The organism is Streptomyces sp. NPDC101393 (assembly GCF_044767385.1).
Classification (GTDB): domain Bacteria; phylum Actinomycetota; class Actinomycetes; order Streptomycetales; family Streptomycetaceae; genus Streptomyces.
This window is the reverse complement of sequence record NZ_JBIWNU010000001.1, coordinates 1,190,729-1,209,123: the sequence shown is the minus strand read 5'-3', so window position 1 is coordinate 1,209,123 and position 18,395 is coordinate 1,190,729. Positions and strand designations below refer to the sequence as shown.

The 18,395-nt window shown below is 69.4% G+C and carries 12 protein-coding genes; 7 read left to right on the top strand and 5 right to left on the bottom strand.

Annotation, left to right across the window (positions count from 1 at the left end):
• The first annotated feature begins 64 nt into the window (after window positions 1-64).
• The 4 genes from ACIRQ7_RS05135 to ACIRQ7_RS05120 are packed head-to-tail and all read left to right on the top strand — an operon-like array spanning window position 65 to window position 7,849.
• Complete coding sequence (locus ACIRQ7_RS05135; RefSeq protein WP_404259920.1) at window positions 65-1,699, top strand: NERD domain-containing protein; 1,635 nt, start codon at window positions 65-67, stop codon at window positions 1,697-1,699.
• On the top strand, window positions 1,696-4,854 hold the full coding sequence (locus ACIRQ7_RS05130; RefSeq protein WP_404259918.1) for a helicase-related protein: 3,159 nt from the start codon (window positions 1,696-1,698) through the stop codon (window positions 4,852-4,854). Before ACIRQ7_RS05135 ends, ACIRQ7_RS05130 begins: the two co-directional genes overlap by 4 nt.
• A 5-nt stretch (window positions 4,855-4,859) precedes the next feature.
• Window positions 4,860-6,752, top strand: a complete 1,893-nt coding sequence (gene drmB / locus ACIRQ7_RS05125) for a DrmB family protein (protein ID WP_404259916.1) — start codon at window positions 4,860-4,862, stop codon at window positions 6,750-6,752.
• The gene (locus ACIRQ7_RS05120; protein ID WP_404259914.1) at window positions 6,749-7,849 is read left to right on the top strand and encodes an AAA family ATPase; all 1,101 of its coding nucleotides are present in this window, start codon (window positions 6,749-6,751) and stop codon (window positions 7,847-7,849) included. Before drmB ends, ACIRQ7_RS05120 begins: the two co-directional genes overlap by 4 nt.
• A gap of 227 nt (window positions 7,850-8,076) precedes the next feature.
• On the opposite strand, the gene ACIRQ7_RS05115 is transcribed toward ACIRQ7_RS05120, so the two are convergent.
• Window positions 8,077-8,730 carry a sigma-70 family RNA polymerase sigma factor gene (locus ACIRQ7_RS05115; RefSeq protein WP_404259912.1) on the bottom strand — a complete coding sequence of 218 codons (654 nt, stop codon included), beginning with the start codon at window positions 8,728-8,730 and terminating at the stop codon, window positions 8,077-8,079.
• Between the two features lie 525 nt (window positions 8,731-9,255).
• The gene (locus ACIRQ7_RS05110; RefSeq protein ID WP_404259911.1) at window positions 9,256-10,113 is read right to left on the bottom strand and encodes a hypothetical protein; all 858 of its coding nucleotides are present in this window, start codon (window positions 10,111-10,113) and stop codon (window positions 9,256-9,258) included.
• 193 nt (window positions 10,114-10,306) lie between these two features.
• Here ACIRQ7_RS05110 and ACIRQ7_RS05105 point away from each other — a divergent pair, with 193 nt between their 5' ends.
• Entirely contained in the window at window positions 10,307-11,797 is a 1,491-nt protein-coding gene (locus ACIRQ7_RS05105; protein WP_404259910.1) for a PepSY-associated TM helix domain-containing protein, read from the top strand.
• 44 nt (window positions 11,798-11,841) lie between these two features.
• Here ACIRQ7_RS05105 and ACIRQ7_RS05100 read toward each other — a convergent pair whose 3' ends face one another.
• The gene (locus ACIRQ7_RS05100) at window positions 11,842-13,809 is read right to left on the bottom strand and encodes an amino acid transporter (RefSeq protein WP_404259908.1); all 1,968 of its coding nucleotides are present in this window, start codon (window positions 13,807-13,809) and stop codon (window positions 11,842-11,844) included.
• A gap of 357 nt (window positions 13,810-14,166) precedes the next feature.
• Here ACIRQ7_RS05100 and ACIRQ7_RS05095 point away from each other — a divergent pair, with 357 nt between their 5' ends.
• Window positions 14,167-15,270 carry a M24 family metallopeptidase gene (locus tag ACIRQ7_RS05095; protein ID WP_401463677.1) on the top strand — a complete coding sequence of 368 codons (1,104 nt, stop codon included), beginning with the start codon at window positions 14,167-14,169 and terminating at the stop codon, window positions 15,268-15,270.
• 145 nt (window positions 15,271-15,415) lie between these two features.
• Here the strand turns inward: ACIRQ7_RS05095 and ACIRQ7_RS05090 are convergent, their stop codons facing one another.
• A complete protein-coding gene (locus ACIRQ7_RS05090; RefSeq protein WP_404259906.1) occupies window positions 15,416-16,603 on the bottom strand; it encodes an NAD(P)-binding protein in 1,188 nt (395 codons plus the stop codon).
• A 320-nt stretch (window positions 16,604-16,923) separates the two neighbouring features.
• Here ACIRQ7_RS05090 and ACIRQ7_RS05085 point away from each other — a divergent pair, with 320 nt between their 5' ends.
• Window positions 16,924-17,568, top strand: coding sequence for a pentapeptide repeat-containing protein (locus tag ACIRQ7_RS05085; RefSeq protein ID WP_404260128.1), 645 nt, complete (start codon window positions 16,924-16,926; stop codon window positions 17,566-17,568).
• Between the two features lie 60 nt (window positions 17,569-17,628).
• Here the strand turns inward: ACIRQ7_RS05085 and ACIRQ7_RS05080 are convergent, their stop codons facing one another.
• Window positions 17,629-18,126 carry a hypothetical protein gene (locus ACIRQ7_RS05080; RefSeq protein WP_404259904.1) on the bottom strand — a complete coding sequence of 166 codons (498 nt, stop codon included), beginning with the start codon at window positions 18,124-18,126 and terminating at the stop codon, window positions 17,629-17,631.
• Between the last annotated feature and the right edge of the window lie 269 nt (window positions 18,127-18,395).

Sequence of the window (18,395 nt, the reverse complement as noted above, 5' to 3'; positions counted from 1 at the left end):
AGCACTTCTCACCAGGAACCGCATCCTGAGGATGCAACACTCTGTATTTTGAAGTGGTGTTGGCGTGACCAGGGGAGAGTTGATGCGGATCATCCCGAGCGAGGTTTCGGAGAGCACGAAGAGCAAGGCCGAGCGGGACGTGTTCCGGGCCCTGAAGGCGATACCGGACGACCACAGCGTCGCGTTACACACGGTCCACCTTCCCCGCCACGGCAAGAAGCGCGTCGGCGAGATCGATTTCGTCCTCATCACCCCCGAGATCCTGCTCTTCATCGAGGTCAAGGGCGGCCGTGTCCACCACCGCGACGGGAAGTGGTACTACGGGCCCCCCGGCCGCGAGGACGGCCCCAAGGAGAGCCCTTGGGAGCAGGCCAATGGGGGCATGCACGAGTTCGAGAGGGAGATCGGCGCCCTGGTCGGCGATCTGAGAGCCCAAGGCGTCGCCGGGGGGTACCTCGTGGTCACCCCGGACGTCGACATCCCACGCCTGACCCAATTCGAACCCCAGCAGTACCTCGGCGCCACCGCGTACGACGGCGGCCGCGGTCTGGCCCAGGGCATCGAACGGGCCACCCGTTTCTGGCTTGCGCGGAACAAGTGGGCCCGTACTCCCGTCTCCGCCTCGTTCCGCAAGAAGATGCTCGAAGCCATCCGCCCGGATTTCGACCTGGTACCGAATCTGCAGTCGCGGCTGACGCATCTCGACGTCGCCTTCGAGCGCCTCACGAATGAACAGCTGGACAGGCTCGATGAGTTGGAGTCGAATGAGCGACTCATCTGGACCGGCGGCGCAGGTACCGGGAAGACGTTCCTCGCCGCGGAGGCGGCCCGCCGCAAGGCCGTGCACGGCACCGTCCTGTTCACCTGCGCGAGCACCACACTGGCGGCCCATGTGAGCCGTATCCTCACCGACGACGCGATCACCGTCCTGCCGTTGGACCGTCTCGACGAGGTGCGGGGGCGCTCCTTCGATCATCTGATCGTGGACGAGGCCCAGGACCTGATGACCTTTGGGGGGCTCGACACCCTGGAGGCGCTGGTGTCGGGCGGCCTCGCCGAGGGCCGATGGATCTTCATGCTCGACCAGAACAATCAGGTACTGACCCCGGGCACCTACGATTCCGAGGCCTGGGACTATCTGCGCCCGCTGGGCTCCGTGTACGGACCCATGAAGCGCAACTGCCGCAACACCGTGCAGATCGTCAAGCAGGTCCACTCCTACACCGGAGCTGATCTGGGCGTCGCCTCCGCGGGCGAGGGCGACCCGGTGCGCTTCGCCGAGGTGCGCGATGCCCAGAACGAGGCCACCGCTCTCGATGCCTACGTGAACGAACTCGTGGGGGAGGGCGTCTCCCCCAGGGACATCACGCTGCTGTCCGCTTCCGGCGACTGGGAGACCAGCTCGGCCCGTCTGTCGCAGCGGTCCTCCAAGGTCGAGCGCTTCGCCGACGTCGTCGGGTCCGACCGTACGAAGCACCGACTGACCTGGTCCTCCATCGCTGACTTCAAGGGCCACGAGAATCACGTGGTCTGTCTGATCGACCTCGAACCCTCACTTCTGGAAGGGCGACTTGACGCGATCTATGTCGCCTGGACCAGAGCCCGCGCCCAGCTCTGGGTCGGATGCCGCCCCGGCACTCGCGAGACGCTGAAGGACCTGGGCATTTCCGTGCTGAAGCGGCAGGGGCGTCTCGGGTGACCGGCGCGCAGCAGCTGGTCTCCGAGCACCGCGCCGACTTCGTGGCGTACCTCCGCAAGCAATTGGTCGGCCCGGCCGGCGCCGAGGACGAGACCCTTGTCGACCCGCCCGACCGGCGATACCTGATGGGCACGTTGTATCCGCGCGGAGCCTCCCTGCTGGAGCACTCACAGGAAGACGGCGAGCAGGAAGTCAACGAGAACCAAGCCGGGAACGGAGAGGAGGACAGCTTCGCCGACGACCCGGTGGCCGAGGCGAATGCATGGCTTCCGTCGTCCCTCGGTTTCTCCTTCTACACCAACGCCCGCCGCATCAAGGTGACCTGTGAGGCGTCCCGCTATGTGACGTCCCGCGAAGGCGGGCGTCGTAGCTGGCGACGACAGCCTCGACTCTCCACAACGGAGACCGTCGCCCTGGAAGATACGACACCGATCCGGGTACTGGACGGTCACGGCCGTCTCCATGTCCGTTGGCGCCCTTTCGGGGCCGGACATCTCATCACGTGCGTACTGGCCAACGCGCACAGCGAAGAGGAGAGCACCCACAAGGACCGGGATCTGATGCTCTTCCAAGCCGGTCTGCAGGCGACCACGCTCGAGGAATCCATCCTCGAATATCCGAGCACCCGCCTCACCAGCCGCGATGAGGAGGAGCAGGAGCTTCGTGTCCAGTACCGGGACATCGTGACGCGAGCGGTGGGCCACGGATGCGCCGTTGAATGGGAAGACGAATCCGACCGGGTCACCACAGTGCGCGCGCAGGTCATGCCTCAGCAGGTGGTCGAGCACATCAAGCCCGACGGCCCCAAGAATCTGCCGGTACTCAACCTTGCGCACCTGTCCCGTCCCGGGCTCGCTGTGGAGGACCTCCGGGCCGAGCTGCACTCCTTCGTCCAGGGCTATCGCACGTGGTTCGTCGCCCAGCTGTCGAATGCGAAATCCTTGCCGGAATGGGCAGCCGCACCCGCCGAGCGCATCCTCGATCGCATCCGCACCGCGGTCGACCGCATGGAAACGGGTGTGGAGGCCCTCACCGCGTCGACGCCGGCAGGAGCCAAGGCACGCGAGGCGTTTCGGCTGGCAAATCGGGCCATGGCGCTCCAAATGCTGCACAGTCTGCCGGAATTGGCAGGCAGTCGACGTCGCAGGGACAGCGACGTGGTCGAGTTGGCCGAACCGGATGACACCTATGCGTGGCACCCGTTCCAACTTGCCTATTTCCTGCTCGTGGTCGAGGGCCTGATGAACCCGGAGCACGAGGAGCGCAAGACGGTCGACCTCATCTGGTTCCCCACAGGTGGCGGCAAGACGGAGGCGTATCTCCTCACCGCCTGTTTCGAGATCCTGTGGCGCCGACTGCGGTTCGGCGCAGCCGGGGGCGGCACCGCGGTTCTGAGTCGGTACACGCTGAGCCTGCTCACCACACAGCAATTCCAACGCACGGCGACGGCTGTCTGTGCCCTCGAATTCATCAGGAAGGGAGGCGACGGGCCGCTTCCCCACGACCTGGGCGAGGAGTCCATCACCATCGGTCTCTGGGTGGGCAAGGACACGACCCCGAACAAGATCGCGCACGCGCAGGACGCACTCGATGTCCTGAAGCAGATGAACCAACCCGATGACCGATTCCTGCTGGAGCGCTGCCCGTGGTGCGGCACCGAGATCGTCCCGGAACGACAGGGCCAGGAACGGGACTTCGGCATCATCGCGGACGGCATCACGACCGCGTTCTTCTGCCCGCGCAAGACCTGCTATTTCCACAAGTGGCTTCCGGTCTCCGTGGTGGACGAACAGATCTACAAGAGGCCGCCGACCTTCGTACTCGGAACGGTGGACAAATTCGCCCGGCTGGCATGGGAAACAGAGGCCGGCAACCTCTTCGGGGGGAACGAGAAGCGCGCCCCGTCGTTGGTGATTCAGGACGAACTGCATCTGCTGGCAGGCCCGTTGGGGACTACGGTCGGTCTCTATGAGTCGGCCATCCTCGAACTGTGCGCCTGGGGTGGCGCCATACCGAAGGTCATCGCGTCGACAGCGACCATCCGACGCTCGCAGGACCAGATCCGCAGTCTCTACGGCCGCCCAGCGCAACTCTTCCCCCCGCCGGGGATCATGGCCGGTCACTCCTATTTCGCCTCACCGGACAAGGACAAACCGGGGCGCCTGTATGTGGGCGTCATGGCTCAGGGGCACACCGCCTCGACCTCGACCGTTCACGTGGGCGCCGCCGCATTGCAGGCCCCGAAAGAGATCTGTGACGACGACAGCCTGCGCGACGCCTACTGGACCGCGGTTGCGTACCACAACAGCCTGAGAGAACTCGGTCGAACCGTCACGATCGCACGGGATGACATTCCCGCGCGTCTCGAGCACCTGACGAAGGACGACGCTCGACGCCGCCGGCTGAACGACGACTCGGTTGTCGAGCTCACCAGTAATATCCCGCGGGCCGCTCAACCGCGGCTTCTGGAGCGACTGGGCAAGGGTTTCAAGGAGTCCGGCTGCATCTCCTTCCTCGCCACGACCAACATGCTCTCCGTCGGGGTCGACGTCCCTCGGCTCGGCCTCATGATCATGAATGGCCAGCCCAAGACGACGTCGGAGTACATCCAGGCCACCAGTCGCGTCGGCCGACGCCATGTGCCCGGTCTGGTCGTCACCCTCTTCCGCTCGACCAAGCCCCGCGACCGGTCCCACTACGAGTCGTTCGGCGCCTACCACCGCTCGCTCTACCGGCACGTCGAGCCCACCAGCGTCACACCGTGGTCCCTGCCCTCCCGCAACCGCGCCCTGCACGCGGTGCTCACCATTCTCGTACGCCACGGGATCGGCCTGAACGCGGAGAACAAGGCGGGAGACATCCTCGATCATGCGGACGAAGTCGCCCGGATTCGAAACCTCGTCGTGGATCACGTGCGACGAGCCGACCCGGAGGAAGCTCGTGCCGCCACCGAACAGCTCGACTCGCTGATCGAGGAGTGGCGGCAGGAGGCCGTGACGGTGCGAGGTGAGGGCGGCCGTCTCTACTACCAACCTCAAGGGCGCTCACACGCATCGCTCCTGACCGACTTCGGTAAGCGAGGCGGCCTGTGGGAGACGGCGCAGTCTATGCGCAACGTCGACCGCGAATGCTTTGTCCACGTGAGAGGAACGTGAGGGCCGTGAAGGACATTCGCCGCAAGGTCCGCAGGGCCCAGACCATCGTTCCGTTCGGCGTCGGTGGGATCATCGATCTGCGAGGTGAGTCGTTCGTAGCGGCCGATATCCGCAGCTGGGCGGCGAACGCCGAGCAGGTGGACGCACCACGGCTCGCAAAGAAATTGAGAGTCGAGGGCCTTCGCTCAGCCCCCGTCATCCCCTCCGGAAAGGCCGCCTTCGCGAGCCGTATCGGCCCCGTCTACGTACGATTCCCCAAATGGCTGTTCTGCCCACAGTGCAGGGACATGCATCTCTGGACCCCGGATCGCGAGGTACGGGACAAGCAACCGGCCTGCGGGCGTTGCCCCGGAAAGTCACAGCTGGCCCCGATGCGTTTCATCCAGGTGTGTCGGGCAGGGCATATGGCCGATATCGACTGGCGACGATGGGCTCACTCCAAGGGCGAAGGGCATGACCAACGCCAGTGCCAGGTTCGCCGGCTGCGGTTCGTCGCCACGCCCGAATCCTCGGGGTTGGAAGCCCTGCGCGTCATTTGCCTCGCGTGCCGGGCCGAACGCAGTCTGGCGGGAGTCAGTCAGAAGAACATCCTCAAGCAGATGGGACTGGCGTGCTCGGGGACCCATCCCTGGCAGCCCGAGAGCGATGAGCCGGACCCTTGCGAGGAGACACCACAAGCGGTACAGCGTGGCGCCTCCAACGTGTACTTTCCGATCACGCACTCGGCAATCGACATCCCCGCGCCCACAGGTTTGCCCGAGGACGACGAGTTGACGCAGAAGGTTGTCAATCACGCCCTTTGGCCGGAATTCAAGAGTTCGGACGGGAGTCCGATGTCCGATGTCCTCAGAGGAGCCCTCGCGAACCTCTGTGAGGTGCCGGAAGAATTCGTCGATACGCTGCGACGTCGTTACGCGGACGAGGCTGCCGCGATTCCTCCGACGGTCGAGGAGGACGATGATCTGAGCATCGATGAATGGGCGGCCTTCTCCGCGCCGGAATCAGTCGCCGGATCGAAGACGTTCTCCGTGCGCCGTACGCACCTCGGAGTGCGGCCCGACGCCCCCGGGTCCCTCCAGGAACTGGCCGTAGGGATCTCGTCCGTCGTCGTGGCGGACCGAGTGCGCGAGGTCCGTGCCCTCGAAGGGTTCTCGCGGTACGAGCCCAGCTCCGGTGACAGCGACGACGGCGAGGGCGGGCGCGTCGTTTCGGTCAACACAAAGACCCGGGCCCAATGGCTGCCTGCCATGGAAACCTACGGTGAAGGAGTCTTCGTAGCAGTTGACGAAGCGCGCCTGAGCGCCTGGGAGAGGCTCGCGCCGGTGCGTGACTGGACGCTCCGTATCGAGCGCGACATGAATGCTTCCTTCAAGGCTGACCGTCTGAGAGGAAAGTCGGGTCCGGAGCTCCTCCCGCGATTTGTGATGCTGCATACCCTGGCCCATCACTTCATCCGTCAACTCTCCTATGACAGCGGGTACAACGCGGCCTCTCTGCGTGAGCGGGTCTATGCCCGAAGCCATGCCCCCGGGAGTGAACTCCCGCCCCAGGCGGGCGTCTTCATCTACACAGCTGCCGGGGATGCAGAAGGGACACTCGGTGGGCTCGTCCGTCAAGGGCAGCCACCGCACCTCGCGGAGACGCTGATCCGACTGCTCGAATCAGCGCAATGGTGCTCGCAGGACCCCCTGTGTGCCGACTCGACGGGCAGGTCTCTGGCCAATCTCAACCGGGCTGCCTGTCATGCGTGCACCCTTCTTCCCGAGACATGCTGTGAGATCGAGAACTCCCTCCTGGACAGGACACTGTTGATCGGTGACGGCGAGGTGCCGGGATTCTTCCGAGGAGTGGTCCAGGCCGCACTCGAGGAATCGGCCGGAGCTGTAGATCCGGCATGACAATCCCCTCTCTCCTCGATCTCAAGACCGAGCAACAGGCGATCGTCGACCTTCCCTTCCACGGGCGTCACGTCATCACCGGAGCGCCCGGGGCCGGCAAGACCGTGATGGCGGTCTACCGGGCGTGGGCGCTCGCGACCGCCGGGCGTGACGTCATTCTCCTCACACGCTCCAATTTGCTGCATCAACACATTGCCCAAATGGCCCCGGACCTCACGAAGGCTCTCCGCATCACGACTTACCACCGGTGGCTCAGAGAATTCTGGGGTGCACGTTTTCAGACCGGACCTCCAGTACTCGATGAGGACGGCTGGATCTACAACTGGACCGAGATGCAGCGGATCTGTGTGCTGCAGCAGGTCACGTCCGCGGCTCATCTGGTGATCGACGAGGGACAGAACCTGCCCGTCGGCTTCTACCAGTTGTGCCGCCTCCTGGGTGTAGGCGTCTCGGTTTTCGCAGATGAGGAGCAGCGGATCGGCGACGAGCAGAGCACCGTTTCCGAGATAGGTCGGGCGCTCACCACCCGAGTGGATCCACTCGTGCTGTGCGAGAACCACCGGAACAGTCGAGAGATCGCCATGTTGGCGTCGCAGTTCCGCAAGGGGCTCGGGGACGACATCCTTTTGCCGGCGCGCGGAGGTCGCACACCCAGCGTCCTGCGGGTGCCTTCCATGGGGAATCTGCTCATGGGGATCTACCAGTACTTCAATGCCCATCCGGAGCGAAGTATCGGGATCATCTGCAGGTCAACCCGCCTTCTACGAGAGATGCAGAGCGGACTCACCCACCTCGGGCTCGCGAAGCACACGCAGGCCTATGCCCATGACGATCGGCATCGGAGCACCATCGACTTTTCGGCGGGTCCCATCCGGATCGTGAGCGCTGCCAGCATGAAGGGCTTGGAGTTCGACAGCGTCTTCGTGCCCGACCTGGACGCTTACACAGAGGACCCGACCGGCGTCGAGGCGCGTCTTCAATTCTTCGTGCTGTGTACTCGCGCCCGTGAGGACCTTCACTTCGCTCACCGTGGCTCCCAAGAGCCGGCCATTCTGTCGACCATCCCGGAATCCCTGTTGGTCCGACACGCCGGTTGATCTTCCAGCGTCGTCATTGCCTCCAGGGCAGCAGCAGATCCGCGTCGCCTGTGTTCCATCTGAAGTTGCCGTGCCGGCACCGCCGTTCAGCGGTGCCGGCACGCAGGCCGGTGAGGTGTCGGCCGGTCGGAGTCGGGGGCGGAGTCGGCAACGGGATCGGAGCCGGCGCCGGAGTGGGAGTCCGAGCCCGCGCGCCGGAGTGGAGGTCCGAGTCCGCCCCCATGGCGTCAGGTCACACGGGCCATCGGAGCACGGTCGTCCTGCGGCGTGATCGCGTGTGAAGGGCGGCCGCAGTCTTCGGCGGAGTTCAGCCAGTCGTTGAGGTCGGCGCGGGCGCGGGCTACGCGGGAGCGGACCGTGCCGATCGGGCAGCCGACGGCTGCCGCGGCCTCCGCGTAGGGCAGGCCGACGAGTTGGGTGAGGATGAAGGCTTCGCGGCGTTCGCCGTCGAGGGTGTTGAGCAGTTCGTTCAGGGCCAGTCCGTCGTCGAATCCGGGCAGGCCTTTCGGCTGCCGGTGTTCGGCGACCGCCTGCCAGTTGTTGACGTCGGCGATGCGCGGGCGGGCGGCGGCGGATCGGTAGCGGTCGATCACCACCCGGCGGGCGATGGACAGCAGCCAGGTGCGGGCGCTGGAGCGGCCGGCGAATCCCGGCAGGCTGGTGAGGGCACGCAGGAAGGTCTCCTGGGCCAGGTCGTCGGCGCTGTGCGTGTCGCCGCTCAGGTGGGCCACGAATCTCCAGACGTCCCGGTGGGTGGCGCGGATGAAGCGTTCGACGGCGTCGGGATCGCCGCCTCGCGCGGCCAGCGCCCAGCGGGTCAGTTGCTCATCGTCCAGTGGGGTCGGCTTGCCGCGCCCCGGACCGGCGAGGGCAGGAATCATTGCGATATGTCCTTAGGTCCCTAGGCCCTTAGGTTCTGAGGCCCTTGTGTTCTTCGGGGGCGGGGCGCGCCGAGGCGTGGCGCGTCCCCGCCGGAGCGGCGGTCCGGGTAGCCCGCGGGCGGCGACGGTCGATGGGGGCGCCGACGGCGTAGGTCGACGCGTACCTCACAACGGGCGCGCATCAACGGCCACGCCTCGGCAGGCACGCCTCAGCAGCCACGCCTCAGCAGCAACGCATCAACGGCCGTAGCTCAGCAGCCGCGCCTCAATAGCCGTACGTCCACGGGCAGGTCGGAGCGCCGCATGACCAGGGCGGCGGTCTCGGCGGCGGCGCTCACGGAGTACGGAGAGGTGAGCGAGGTGGCCGCGCGGGCACGCCGGAATTCCGCCCGTCACCGATTCCACGCGCCGTGCAGAGGGGAGCAGAGGGGGCAGAGGGGGGAGTGGAAGGAAGGGGAAGGGAGGGGAGACGCCTGGACGGTGTGGGGAATCCGGCGTGATGCCGGGAGGTCTCAGGACGGGCGGTCAGCAGCAGGGGGAGAGGCTCGGCGGGCCTCGGCGTGAGACGACGTACTGCAGGAGCACACCGCGCAGGCGCACGACGTGGCCGGTGCCGGTCACCGGGCGGGCGGATGGTTTCGGAGCGGTCCGGCCCAGCGTCGTCAGGACCAGGAGGAGGGGCGCGAACAGCACCACGGCCAGGCTGCGGGCGAGCCGGAACGCGGCCGTCTCGCCGCGCCACAGCCACACCCCGCACACCACCGCGGCCAGCGCGTGGGCGAGGAGCATGCCGAGGCCTCCGTGGCCGGAATGCATCATCTGCATCGGGCCCATGTCGCCGTGCGCCGCGCCGAGATGGCCGAGATGGCCGAGATGGTCGACTTGGCCTGTGGGCAGGGTGTGAGCGGGGGGCGGGGCGCCCATGCCCGCCGTCTCGCCCATGCCCCGCATGACGCCCATCGGCGGTGGCGGGGACGCGTGGGTGAGCTCCGGGCCCAGGCCGGCATGACGCAGCAGTCGGATCGCCGGCACCTGCGTTTCCGGTGAAGCGCCGGTTCTGTACGCATCGCACAACATTCGGGCCGCCCATTGCCTTGCGGGCGAGCCGTCACCTGCACTGGTGCGCGTGGACACCTGTGCCAGGCCGAACAGTGAGTGCAGTCCGAGCTGGGCGACGACCGTGGAACCGGTGACGGCGATCGCTCCGCGTTCCCGTCCGGCAAGCCACCAGGCGGCCGTGCCCGTGGCGCAGAACGCGGCGGCCGGGGCCCACCACGGCAGGGGCTGTGCGGACATCAGGGCGTGGCCCAGGGCCGCCGTCGTCACGCACACAGCCGCGAAGACCGCGGCCCGTGCGGCGCGGGAGACCGGCCCTGTCGTCATGGCGGACATGGTGCCATTCCGTTCGCGGCCGCCGGGAGGGCGGGTGCGGGGCGTCTCCCGGCAGCCTGCCGTATGGGCCACCTCACACCAGGCCGCGGGAACTCACGCCGCTGTCCGTCCGACTGTCTGAAGCGGCACGGCACGGCATGGCACAGGACCGGGCCACATCACCTTTCGAGCTGGGAGCATCCGCGTGTCCACTGAACAACGTCTCGCGTCGCGCGATACCGGCGATGTCCCGGACGGCGCCGGATCCGGCGGGCGAGGGGCGGCGGTACGACGTCATGGGTGGTCCGCCCTTCGCCCGCTGGTACGGCGGCTGCACTTCTACGCGGGTGTGCTCGTCGCGCCCTTCCTGCTCGTCACCGCGGTCACCGGACTGCTGTACGCCGGCTCGTTCCAGGCGGAAAAGCTGGTCTACGCGCACGAGTTGAGGGTCCCGGCGGGTGGGCGCGCAGTGCCGCTGTCGCAGCAGGTCGCCGATGCCCGCAAGGCGCACCCGGAGGGCAGGGTCGCTGCCGTGCGGCCCGCGCCGCGCCCGGGGGACACCACGCGCGTGCTGCTCGCTGACGTGCCGGGGGTGTCCGCCGAGCACCAGCTCGCGGTCTTCGTCGACCCGCACACCGGCAGCGTCCGGGGAGCGCTGGAGACGTACGGGTCCACGGGCGCGCTGCCGCTGCGCACCTGGCTCGACGATCTCCACCGCAATCTGCACCTGGGCGAGAACGGCCGTCTCTACAGCGAACTGGCCGCCAGCTGGCTGTGGGTGGTCGCCGGCGGCGGGCTGGTGCTGTGGATCGGACGCAAGCGCGCGAACCGCAAGCTGCGGGCCCTCGCCCTGCCGGATCGCACCGCCACCGGACGGCGCCGGACGCTGTCGTGGCACGGCGCGGTGGGGGTGTGGGCGGCGGTCGGCCTGGTGTGCCTGTCCGCGACCGGTCTGACCTGGTCCGCCTACGCCGGGGCGAACATCGACGCATTCCGCCAGTCCCTCGGGCAGGCGACGCCGACCGTCTCGACGGCCGTGACCGGGGAGCACGCCCACCACGGCGGCTCGGCGGGGATGGCGGACATGCCGGGGATGGACGGGAAGAAGGAGGGCGCGCCGGGCGGGTCGGCGTCTGCGGACGTGGGCGTCGACGCGGTGCTTGCGGCGGCGCGTGCCGAGGGGCTGTCCAACCCGGTGGAGGTCGACCTGCCGGCGGAGCCGGGTACCGCCTATGTCGTCAAGCAGGTCCAGCGCAGCTGGCCCGAGAAGCAGGACGCCGTCGCCGTGGACGGGGGCACGGGCAAGGTCACCGACGTCTCGCGCTTCGCCGACTATCCCGTACTGGCGAAACTCAGCCGCTACGGCATCGATCTGCACACCGGCACCCTCTTCGGCATCGTCAACCAGCTCGCGCTGGCCGCACTGGCGCTGGCGCTGATCTTCCTGATCGTCTGGGGCTACCGGATGTGGTGGCAGCGCCGCCCCACCCGCGACCGCGCCCTGTCCTTCGGCCGTCCGGTGCGGCGCGGGGCATGGCGGCAGGTGCCGCTGCCGCTGCTGATTCCGCTCGCTCTGGTCGTGGGCGTGGTGGGGTGGGCGGTGCCCCTGCTCGGCATGTCGCTGGTGGCGTTCCTGGCCCTGGACATCGTTCTCGGCCAGGTGGCGCGCCGGCGCGCGACTGATGCCGCGGGCTGACGGAGTGTCCCGGACCGGTGGATCCGCCGTCCGGGGCTTCGCTGTCAGCCGACGTGTACGCGGGGCCGCTGTTCCAGGTCGGGTTCGGCGCGGCGGAGGACCTCGCGGGTGACGGGGGCGACCTCTCCGTCGCCGAAGACGAGGAAGCGCAGGAGGTGGCTGACCGGGTTGCCCTCGGTCCAGTTGAAGTAGGCGTGCGGGACCTGGCCGGTGCGGTCGCGCAGTTCCATCAGGACGGCCGCGATGGTGTTGGCCACGCCCGCGCCGTCCGCGCGCAGGATGTGGGCGCCGTACCGCTCTTCGCCGTGGACGTGCAGTTCGGCGGTGAAGTCGGAGGAGTCCTTGAGGATGACTTCGAGGAAGAGGACCGGTCGTCCGTCGGGGATGTGGGTCTGCTCGCGCTGGCTGTATTCCTTCTCGCGGTATTCGGCCTCGCTGTGCTCGTTGGGTTCGTTGGCGATGACCCGCAGCGGCCCGGCCGCCATGGCCGTTTCGATCAGCCGTTGGGCGGTTTCGTCGAAGCGGACGTCGACGGCGCGCAGTTCGAAGGCGCGGTGCACGCGGGAGGCGAACGAGGTCAGCAGGATGCCGAGGATGAACAGTGATGCGATCTTCAGTCCGTCGGGGCGTTCGATGACGTTGGTGACCAGGGTGTAGCCGAAGACCAGGGTGATGACGGCGAAGCCGGCCGTGGCCGCCCGGTGGCGGCGGTGCCGCGCCGCGACGGTGGAGGCGAAGGCCGCCGAGAGCATGAGTACCAGCACGCCCGTGGCGTAGGCCCCGCTCTGCTTGTCGACGTCGGCGTCGAAGAAGAAGGTGATGCCGAAGGCGATGGCCAGGAAGATCAGGACGAGGGGGCGCACGGCGCGGGTCCACTCCGGGGCCATGCCGTAGCGGGGGAGGTAGCGCGGTACGAGGTTGAGCAGCCCGGCCATCGCCGAGGCGCCGGCGAACCAGAGGATGGCGATGGTCGAGACGTCGTACACCGTCCCGAACGCCTCGCCCAGGTGCTGGTGTGCCAGGTAGGCGAGGGCGCGGCCGTTGGCGGAGCCGCCGCTCTCGAATTCCTTCTGCGGGATGAGGAGGGTGGTGGCCAGGCTGGACAGGAGCAGGAAGCCGCTCATGATCAGGGCGGCGGTGGTGAGCAGCTTGCGGGTGTCGCGGATCCGGCCGGCCGGTTCGGCGTGGGTGTCGGTGACGTCGCCGCGTACCTGTGGCATGACGGCGACGCCCGTCTCGAAGCCGGACATGCCCAGCGCCAGCTTGGGGAAGACCAGCAGTGCCACGCCGACTATCGCGAGCGGTGAGGAGTGCTGGGCGGTCATCGCCTCCCACCAGTTGCCGATCACCACCGGCTCGGACAGCACCTGCCAGGCGGAGGTGCCGAGGACGACCAGGTTGAGTGCCAGGTAGCTGCCGACGAGCGGTACGGCGATGCCGATCGCCTCGCGGAAGCCCTTGAGGAACACCGCGCCCAGGGCGGCGAGCAGCACCAGCGTGATCCACAGGTTCGCGCCGTGCAGCAGCGGCGGGGCGAAGGGATTCTCGACGACGTGTGCGGAGGCGTCGGCGGCCGACAGGGTCATGGTGATGACGAAGTCGGTGGCGGCGAAGCCCAGCAGCACCAGGACCAGCAACTTCCCGGCCCACCAGGGCAGCAGGCGCTCCAGCATGGCGATCGAGCCCTCGCCGTGCGGGCTTTCCTTGGCGACCCTGCGGTAGACGGGCAGCGCGCCGAGGAGGGTCAGGGCGATCAGCACGAGGGTGGCGAACGGGGAGAGCAGCCCGGCTGCCAGCGCGGCGATGCCCGGTTGGTAGCCGAGGGTGGAGAAGTAGTCGACGCCCGTCAGGCACATCACCCGCCACCAGGTGTGGCCCTTGTGCTCGTCCGGCGTCGTGCGGTGCGGGCCGGGGTGGCGGGCGGACTGCTCGCTCAGCCCTTCCAGCAGCCAGCCCCGCCACCGTCGGGAGGCAGACGTGCGGGGGGCGGGATCCGCCTGGGTGCCGGTCATACGGGAATGTCCTGCCGATCGTGGTCTGTGCTCGGTGCTGGGTCGGGCGACGGCGGAAACCGGGCGGGCGGTCACCGCGGAATACGTGGTGACGGACCTTGCCGACCGGCCTCCCGGCACACAAGGCACGACGCTACGACAGGAAAGCGCCGGTGAACCGTTAAGAAGTCGTCAGAATCTCCGCCATCGCCGGCGAAGAGGGGGCGCGGCGTGCGGGAGGCGTGGGCCAGGTGAGGGGACGTCGCCGCGAGGGTCCTGGCGAAGAACCACGCATGGCGATTCCGCCCGGAACCGGGAGCCCCAACTTCCGGGTGACGGCGGGGCCAGGAGCGTAAATTCGGCGGCATGGTGACCTTGATGACGCGGGATGACTACGCGGTGCGGATGGAGCGGGCGGGGCGGGCGGCCGCCGACGCGGGGCTGGCGGGGCTGGTGGTGACGCCGGGGCCGGATCTGGAGTGGCTGTGCGGCTACCGGCCGACCGCGGTCACCGAGCGGCTGACGGCCCTGGTGATCGAGGCGGGGCAGCGGCCGCGGCTGCTGGTGCCCGTACTGGAGCGGCCGGACGCCGAGCGGGCGGTCGGGGCCGGTGCGGTGGAGGTGGCGGGGTGGACGGACGGCTCGGACCCGTACGCGGAGATCGCCAAGTCCCTTGACCCGCAAGGGCGCTACGGAATGTCGGACTCCACCTGGGCGATGCATCTGCTGGGGTTGCAGCGGTCGGCGCCGGGGAGCGCGTACGGCGCGCTGACGGAGGTGCTGCCGATGCTGCGCGCCGTCAAGGACGCGCACGAGGTGGCGCGGCTGGCGGCTGCGGGCGCGGCAGCGGACGCGACGTACCAGGAGATCCTGGGCGCGCCTTTCGCCGGCCGGCGGGAGGCCGACGTGGCGGCGGACCTCGCGCGGCTGCTGACCGAGCACGGGCACAGCCAGGTGGACTTCACGGTCGTCGGGTCGGGGCCCAACGGCGCCAACCCCCACCACGAGGCCGGGGAGCGGGTCATCGAGGACGGCGACATGGTCGTGCTGGACTTCGGCGGGCTGAAGGACGGCTACGGCTCGGACACCTCGCGGACCGTGCATGTCGGCGAGCCGGGAGCCGAGGAGCGCAAGGTGCACGACATCGTCCGGGAGGCGCAGCAGGCGGCGTTCGAGGCGGTGCGGCCCGGGGTCGCGTGCCAGGACATCGACCGGGTGGCCAGGAAGGTGATCAAGGCAGCCGGGTACGGCGAGTACTTCATCCACCGGACCGGGCACGGCATCGGCGTGACCACGCACGAGCCGCCGTACATGGTCGAGGGCGAGCATCTGCCGCTGGTGCCGGGGATGTGCTTCTCGATCGAGCCGGGCATCTACCTGCCGGGCCGGTTCGGGGTCCGCATCGAGGACATCGTGACGTGTACGGAGTCGGGCGGGCGGCGGCTGAATGAGACGCCGCGGGAGCTGGCGGTGGTGCGGTAGGGCACGGGCCGGCGCGGGGCTTCCGGCAGCCGGCTGCCTCGTCCCGATGAGGGCGGCCGCTGATCGGCGGGACGCCGGGCCCCGCCGGTCAGCCCCGCCGGTCAGCCCCGCCGGACCGGACGCCTACGGCCTCCGGCGGAGAACGTCATCGTGTGCGCGGCGGGGCGGGCGCGCGCAGCCGGCTGTCCCCGGTGGTCGCCGCCCGGCCCAGGGCGAGTGAGACCGCCTCGATGGCGCTGCTGAAGGACACCTCGCTGAGCACACCGGGCGCCGCAACCTGATCGCCCGCCAGGTAGACGTCGTATCCGCGGTCGATGGCCGGGCGGTCGCGCCAGGTGGTGCCGGGCAGATCCACCGCGCCCGTACGGCCGGTGGCCAGCGACTCACGGCGCCAGGTGGTGCGTGCGCGCCATCCCGGGAAGCCCGCGTCCAGGAGGCGTTCGGCGCGGGCGATGCCGTCCGCGCGCCGTTCGTCCGGCGCGATGCCGATCTGCCCCTGGAGCAGCTGCTCGCCGCGCGGTGCGAGGCCCGGGTCCTGGGCGGTGAAACGCTCGATCCAGCCGGAGAAGTCCAGGCCCGAGAGGGCGAACGGATCGCTCCGCCGGGTGCGCACGGCAACATCGAGCAGCGCCGTCCGCGTGCCGCTCCAGGTGAGGCCGTCGTCCTTGAGGAGGACGCGGGCCGCGTCGAGGTGCGTGGCGACGATGACCGGGTGCCGCTCGGGCAGCGTCTCGACGCGGGCGCCCGTCTCGATGCGGACGCCGAGGCCGCGGGCATGGTCCGCCATCCGCGCGATCAGCGTGCCCCAGCCGCCCCGGAGGAAGTGCGCCTCGGGCGGCAGGCTGGTGGCGCGGCGCAGGCGTTCCTGGACGAACGCGGCGGAGAGCGTGCCCGGGTCGTGGTGGAACGTGGCGACGCCCGCGTAATGGGCCGCGGCCTCCGCGACCGGCCCGCCGGCCTGCGCACTCGCCCAGGTACGGAAGTCCTGGTCGACGGGGGCATGGGTGCGGCGGCGCAGCTTCAGGATGCCGAGCGGGGGAAGCCGGTGCAGGCTGCCGCGGTGGAAGAAGCGCAGGCGGGCGGCCTCCCGGAGGGGCAGCGGGGCGAGCGGAGCGAGCAGCCCGCGCTGCTGGAGCCAGGCCCAGTGCGGGCCCTTGCTGTAGAGGGCGTGCGGGCCGTCATTGGCGAGGTACGGGCCGTCGGTGGTCCGGGCGCGGCCCCCGAGGGTGCGGTGCGCCTCGTAGAGGGTCACGGCCGCGCCGGCCTCGGCGGCCGAGACGGCCGCGGTCAGACCTGCGAAGCCGGCTCCGATGACGGTGATCTGCTGGGGCATGGTGCGTGCTCCTCGGGTGGTCGCGGAGTGTGCGCGGGCGGGGGGGGCCGGTGGTCGGCGCTTCGTGAACTTGGACGGGTGGTGGGGTGCGCGATGTGACACGCGGCCCGGCGAGCGGGGTGTCTGCGCAGGTCGGAGGGCAACTGCGCGGCGTTGTCAGTGGGGTGGTCCACGATGGGGTGTGCGGGTCGGTGATCGGCTGCGGTGACCCTGTGGACGACTCGTGGGTGACTTGGTGGTGACGACCGGGCTCGTGACGGGCACGGGTACGGAGCGGGGCGGAAGGCGGTGATCGCGTGGCGGCGCGCGGTAAGGACACGGTGCGGGCGGTGCGGCGGCCGGAGGTGCGGCTGCCGGAGCTGGCCCCGCATGACGGCCGGGAGCTGGAGCCCGAAGGGGATTACGACGGGCTGGAGTTCGCGGACGCGGACTGGGCGGGTCAGGATGCGCGCGGCGCCCGCTTCATGGACTGCGCGGTGCGGCGGTGCGCGCTGGACGAGACGGTGCTGAGCCGGTCACGGATCATCGACAGCGTGCTGAGCGGTGTGCGCGGTGTCGGTACGGACCTGTCGCAGTCGTCGCTGCGGGACGTGGAGGTCTCCGGCGCCCGGCTCGGCGGGACGCAGCTGCACGGCGCGGTGCTGGAGCGGGTCGTGGTGCGGGGCGGGAAGATCGACTTCCCGAATCTGCGCAAGGCGAAGCTGCGGGACGTCGCCTTCGAGGGATGTGTGCTGGTCGAGGCGGACTTCTCGGGGGCGGAGCTGGAGCGGGTGACGTTCGAGGACTGCACTCTCGCGCGGGCGGACTTCTCGGCGGCGCGGATGAAGGACGTCGATCTGCGCGGCGCGGCCGCAGTGGACATCGCCCGGGGGATCGACCGGCTGGCGGGCGCGGTGATCAGCGCGTCCCAACTGCTGGATATGGCACCGGCGTTCGCGGCGCAGATAGGCGTCAGGGTCGAGTGACGACGGCCCGCACGGCCGGGCTCGCCGTGCGGGGCGGTCCGGGCGGTCCGGGCGGCCGGGTCAGACGCGGGGGAAGCGGGCCTGGAGGTCCCAGACGACCGGGTTGTCGCCGAGACCGTCGTGCAGGTCGGTGAGGTCGGCGATCAGGTCGTGCAGAAAGTCGCGGGCCTCGCGGCGCAGCGCGGAGTGGTTGAAGGTGAGCGGCTCCTCGTCGGCCGGCATCCAGTCGGCGTCGACGTCCACCCACCCGAAGCGCCGCTCGAAGAGCATCCGGTCGCTGGATTCGGTGAAGTCCAGCTCGGCGTGGAGGGGGCGGGCGGAGCGGTTGCCGCGCGGATCGGTGTCGAGCTGCTCGACGATGTCGCACAGCGCCCAGGCGAAGTCGAGCACCGGCACCCATCCCCAGGCGGTGGACAGCTCGCGGTCCGTCTTCGTATCGGCGATATAGACATCGCCGCAGAAGAGGTCGTGGCGCAGCGTGCGCACGTCCGCGGTCCGGTAGTCCATCGACGTGGGGTCCGGAAAGCGGCGGGAGAGGGAGTAGCCGAGGTCGATCACGTCCTAGATGGTGTCACGGCGCCCGCGGCGACCGCCCTGACGGTCAGGACAGCGACCGGTCAGCCGCCCGCGCATGCCCGTCAGCCCGCGGTGACCGGGCAGCCGCACCCGGCGCTGCGCTGCTCAGGCCCGTACGTCCCGGCGGCCGCCCCGGCCACGCCCCGGCCGCCCGCCCGGCAGCCCGCCGCCCGTCCGCGGCCCGTCCGCGGTCCCCTGCCGCTCGGCGGCCGAGTCACGGCCGCAGCGCCCGCGGGCGCGCACCGAAGCCG

Bases quoted from the DNA above. Each gene is read 5' to 3' on its own strand.
- ACIRQ7_RS05120 (WP_404259914.1), top strand. From the start codon at position 6,749: ATGACAATCCCCTCTCTCCTCGATCTCAAGACCGAGCAACAGGCGATC.
- ACIRQ7_RS05115 (WP_404259912.1), bottom strand. From the start codon at position 8,730: ATGATTCCTGCCCTCGCCGGTCCGGGGCGCGGCAAGCCGACCCCACTG.
- ACIRQ7_RS05110 (WP_404259911.1), bottom strand. From the start codon at position 10,113: ATGACGACAGGGCCGGTCTCCCGCGCCGCACGGGCCGCGGTCTTCGCG.
- ACIRQ7_RS05100 (WP_404259908.1), bottom strand. From the start codon at position 13,809: ATGACCGGCACCCAGGCGGATCCCGCCCCCCGCACGTCTGCCTCCCGA.
- ACIRQ7_RS05095 (WP_401463677.1), top strand. From the start codon at position 14,167: ATGACGCGGGATGACTACGCGGTGCGGATGGAGCGGGCGGGGCGGGCG.
- ACIRQ7_RS05090 (WP_404259906.1), bottom strand. From the start codon at position 16,603: ATGCCCCAGCAGATCACCGTCATCGGAGCCGGCTTCGCAGGTCTGACC.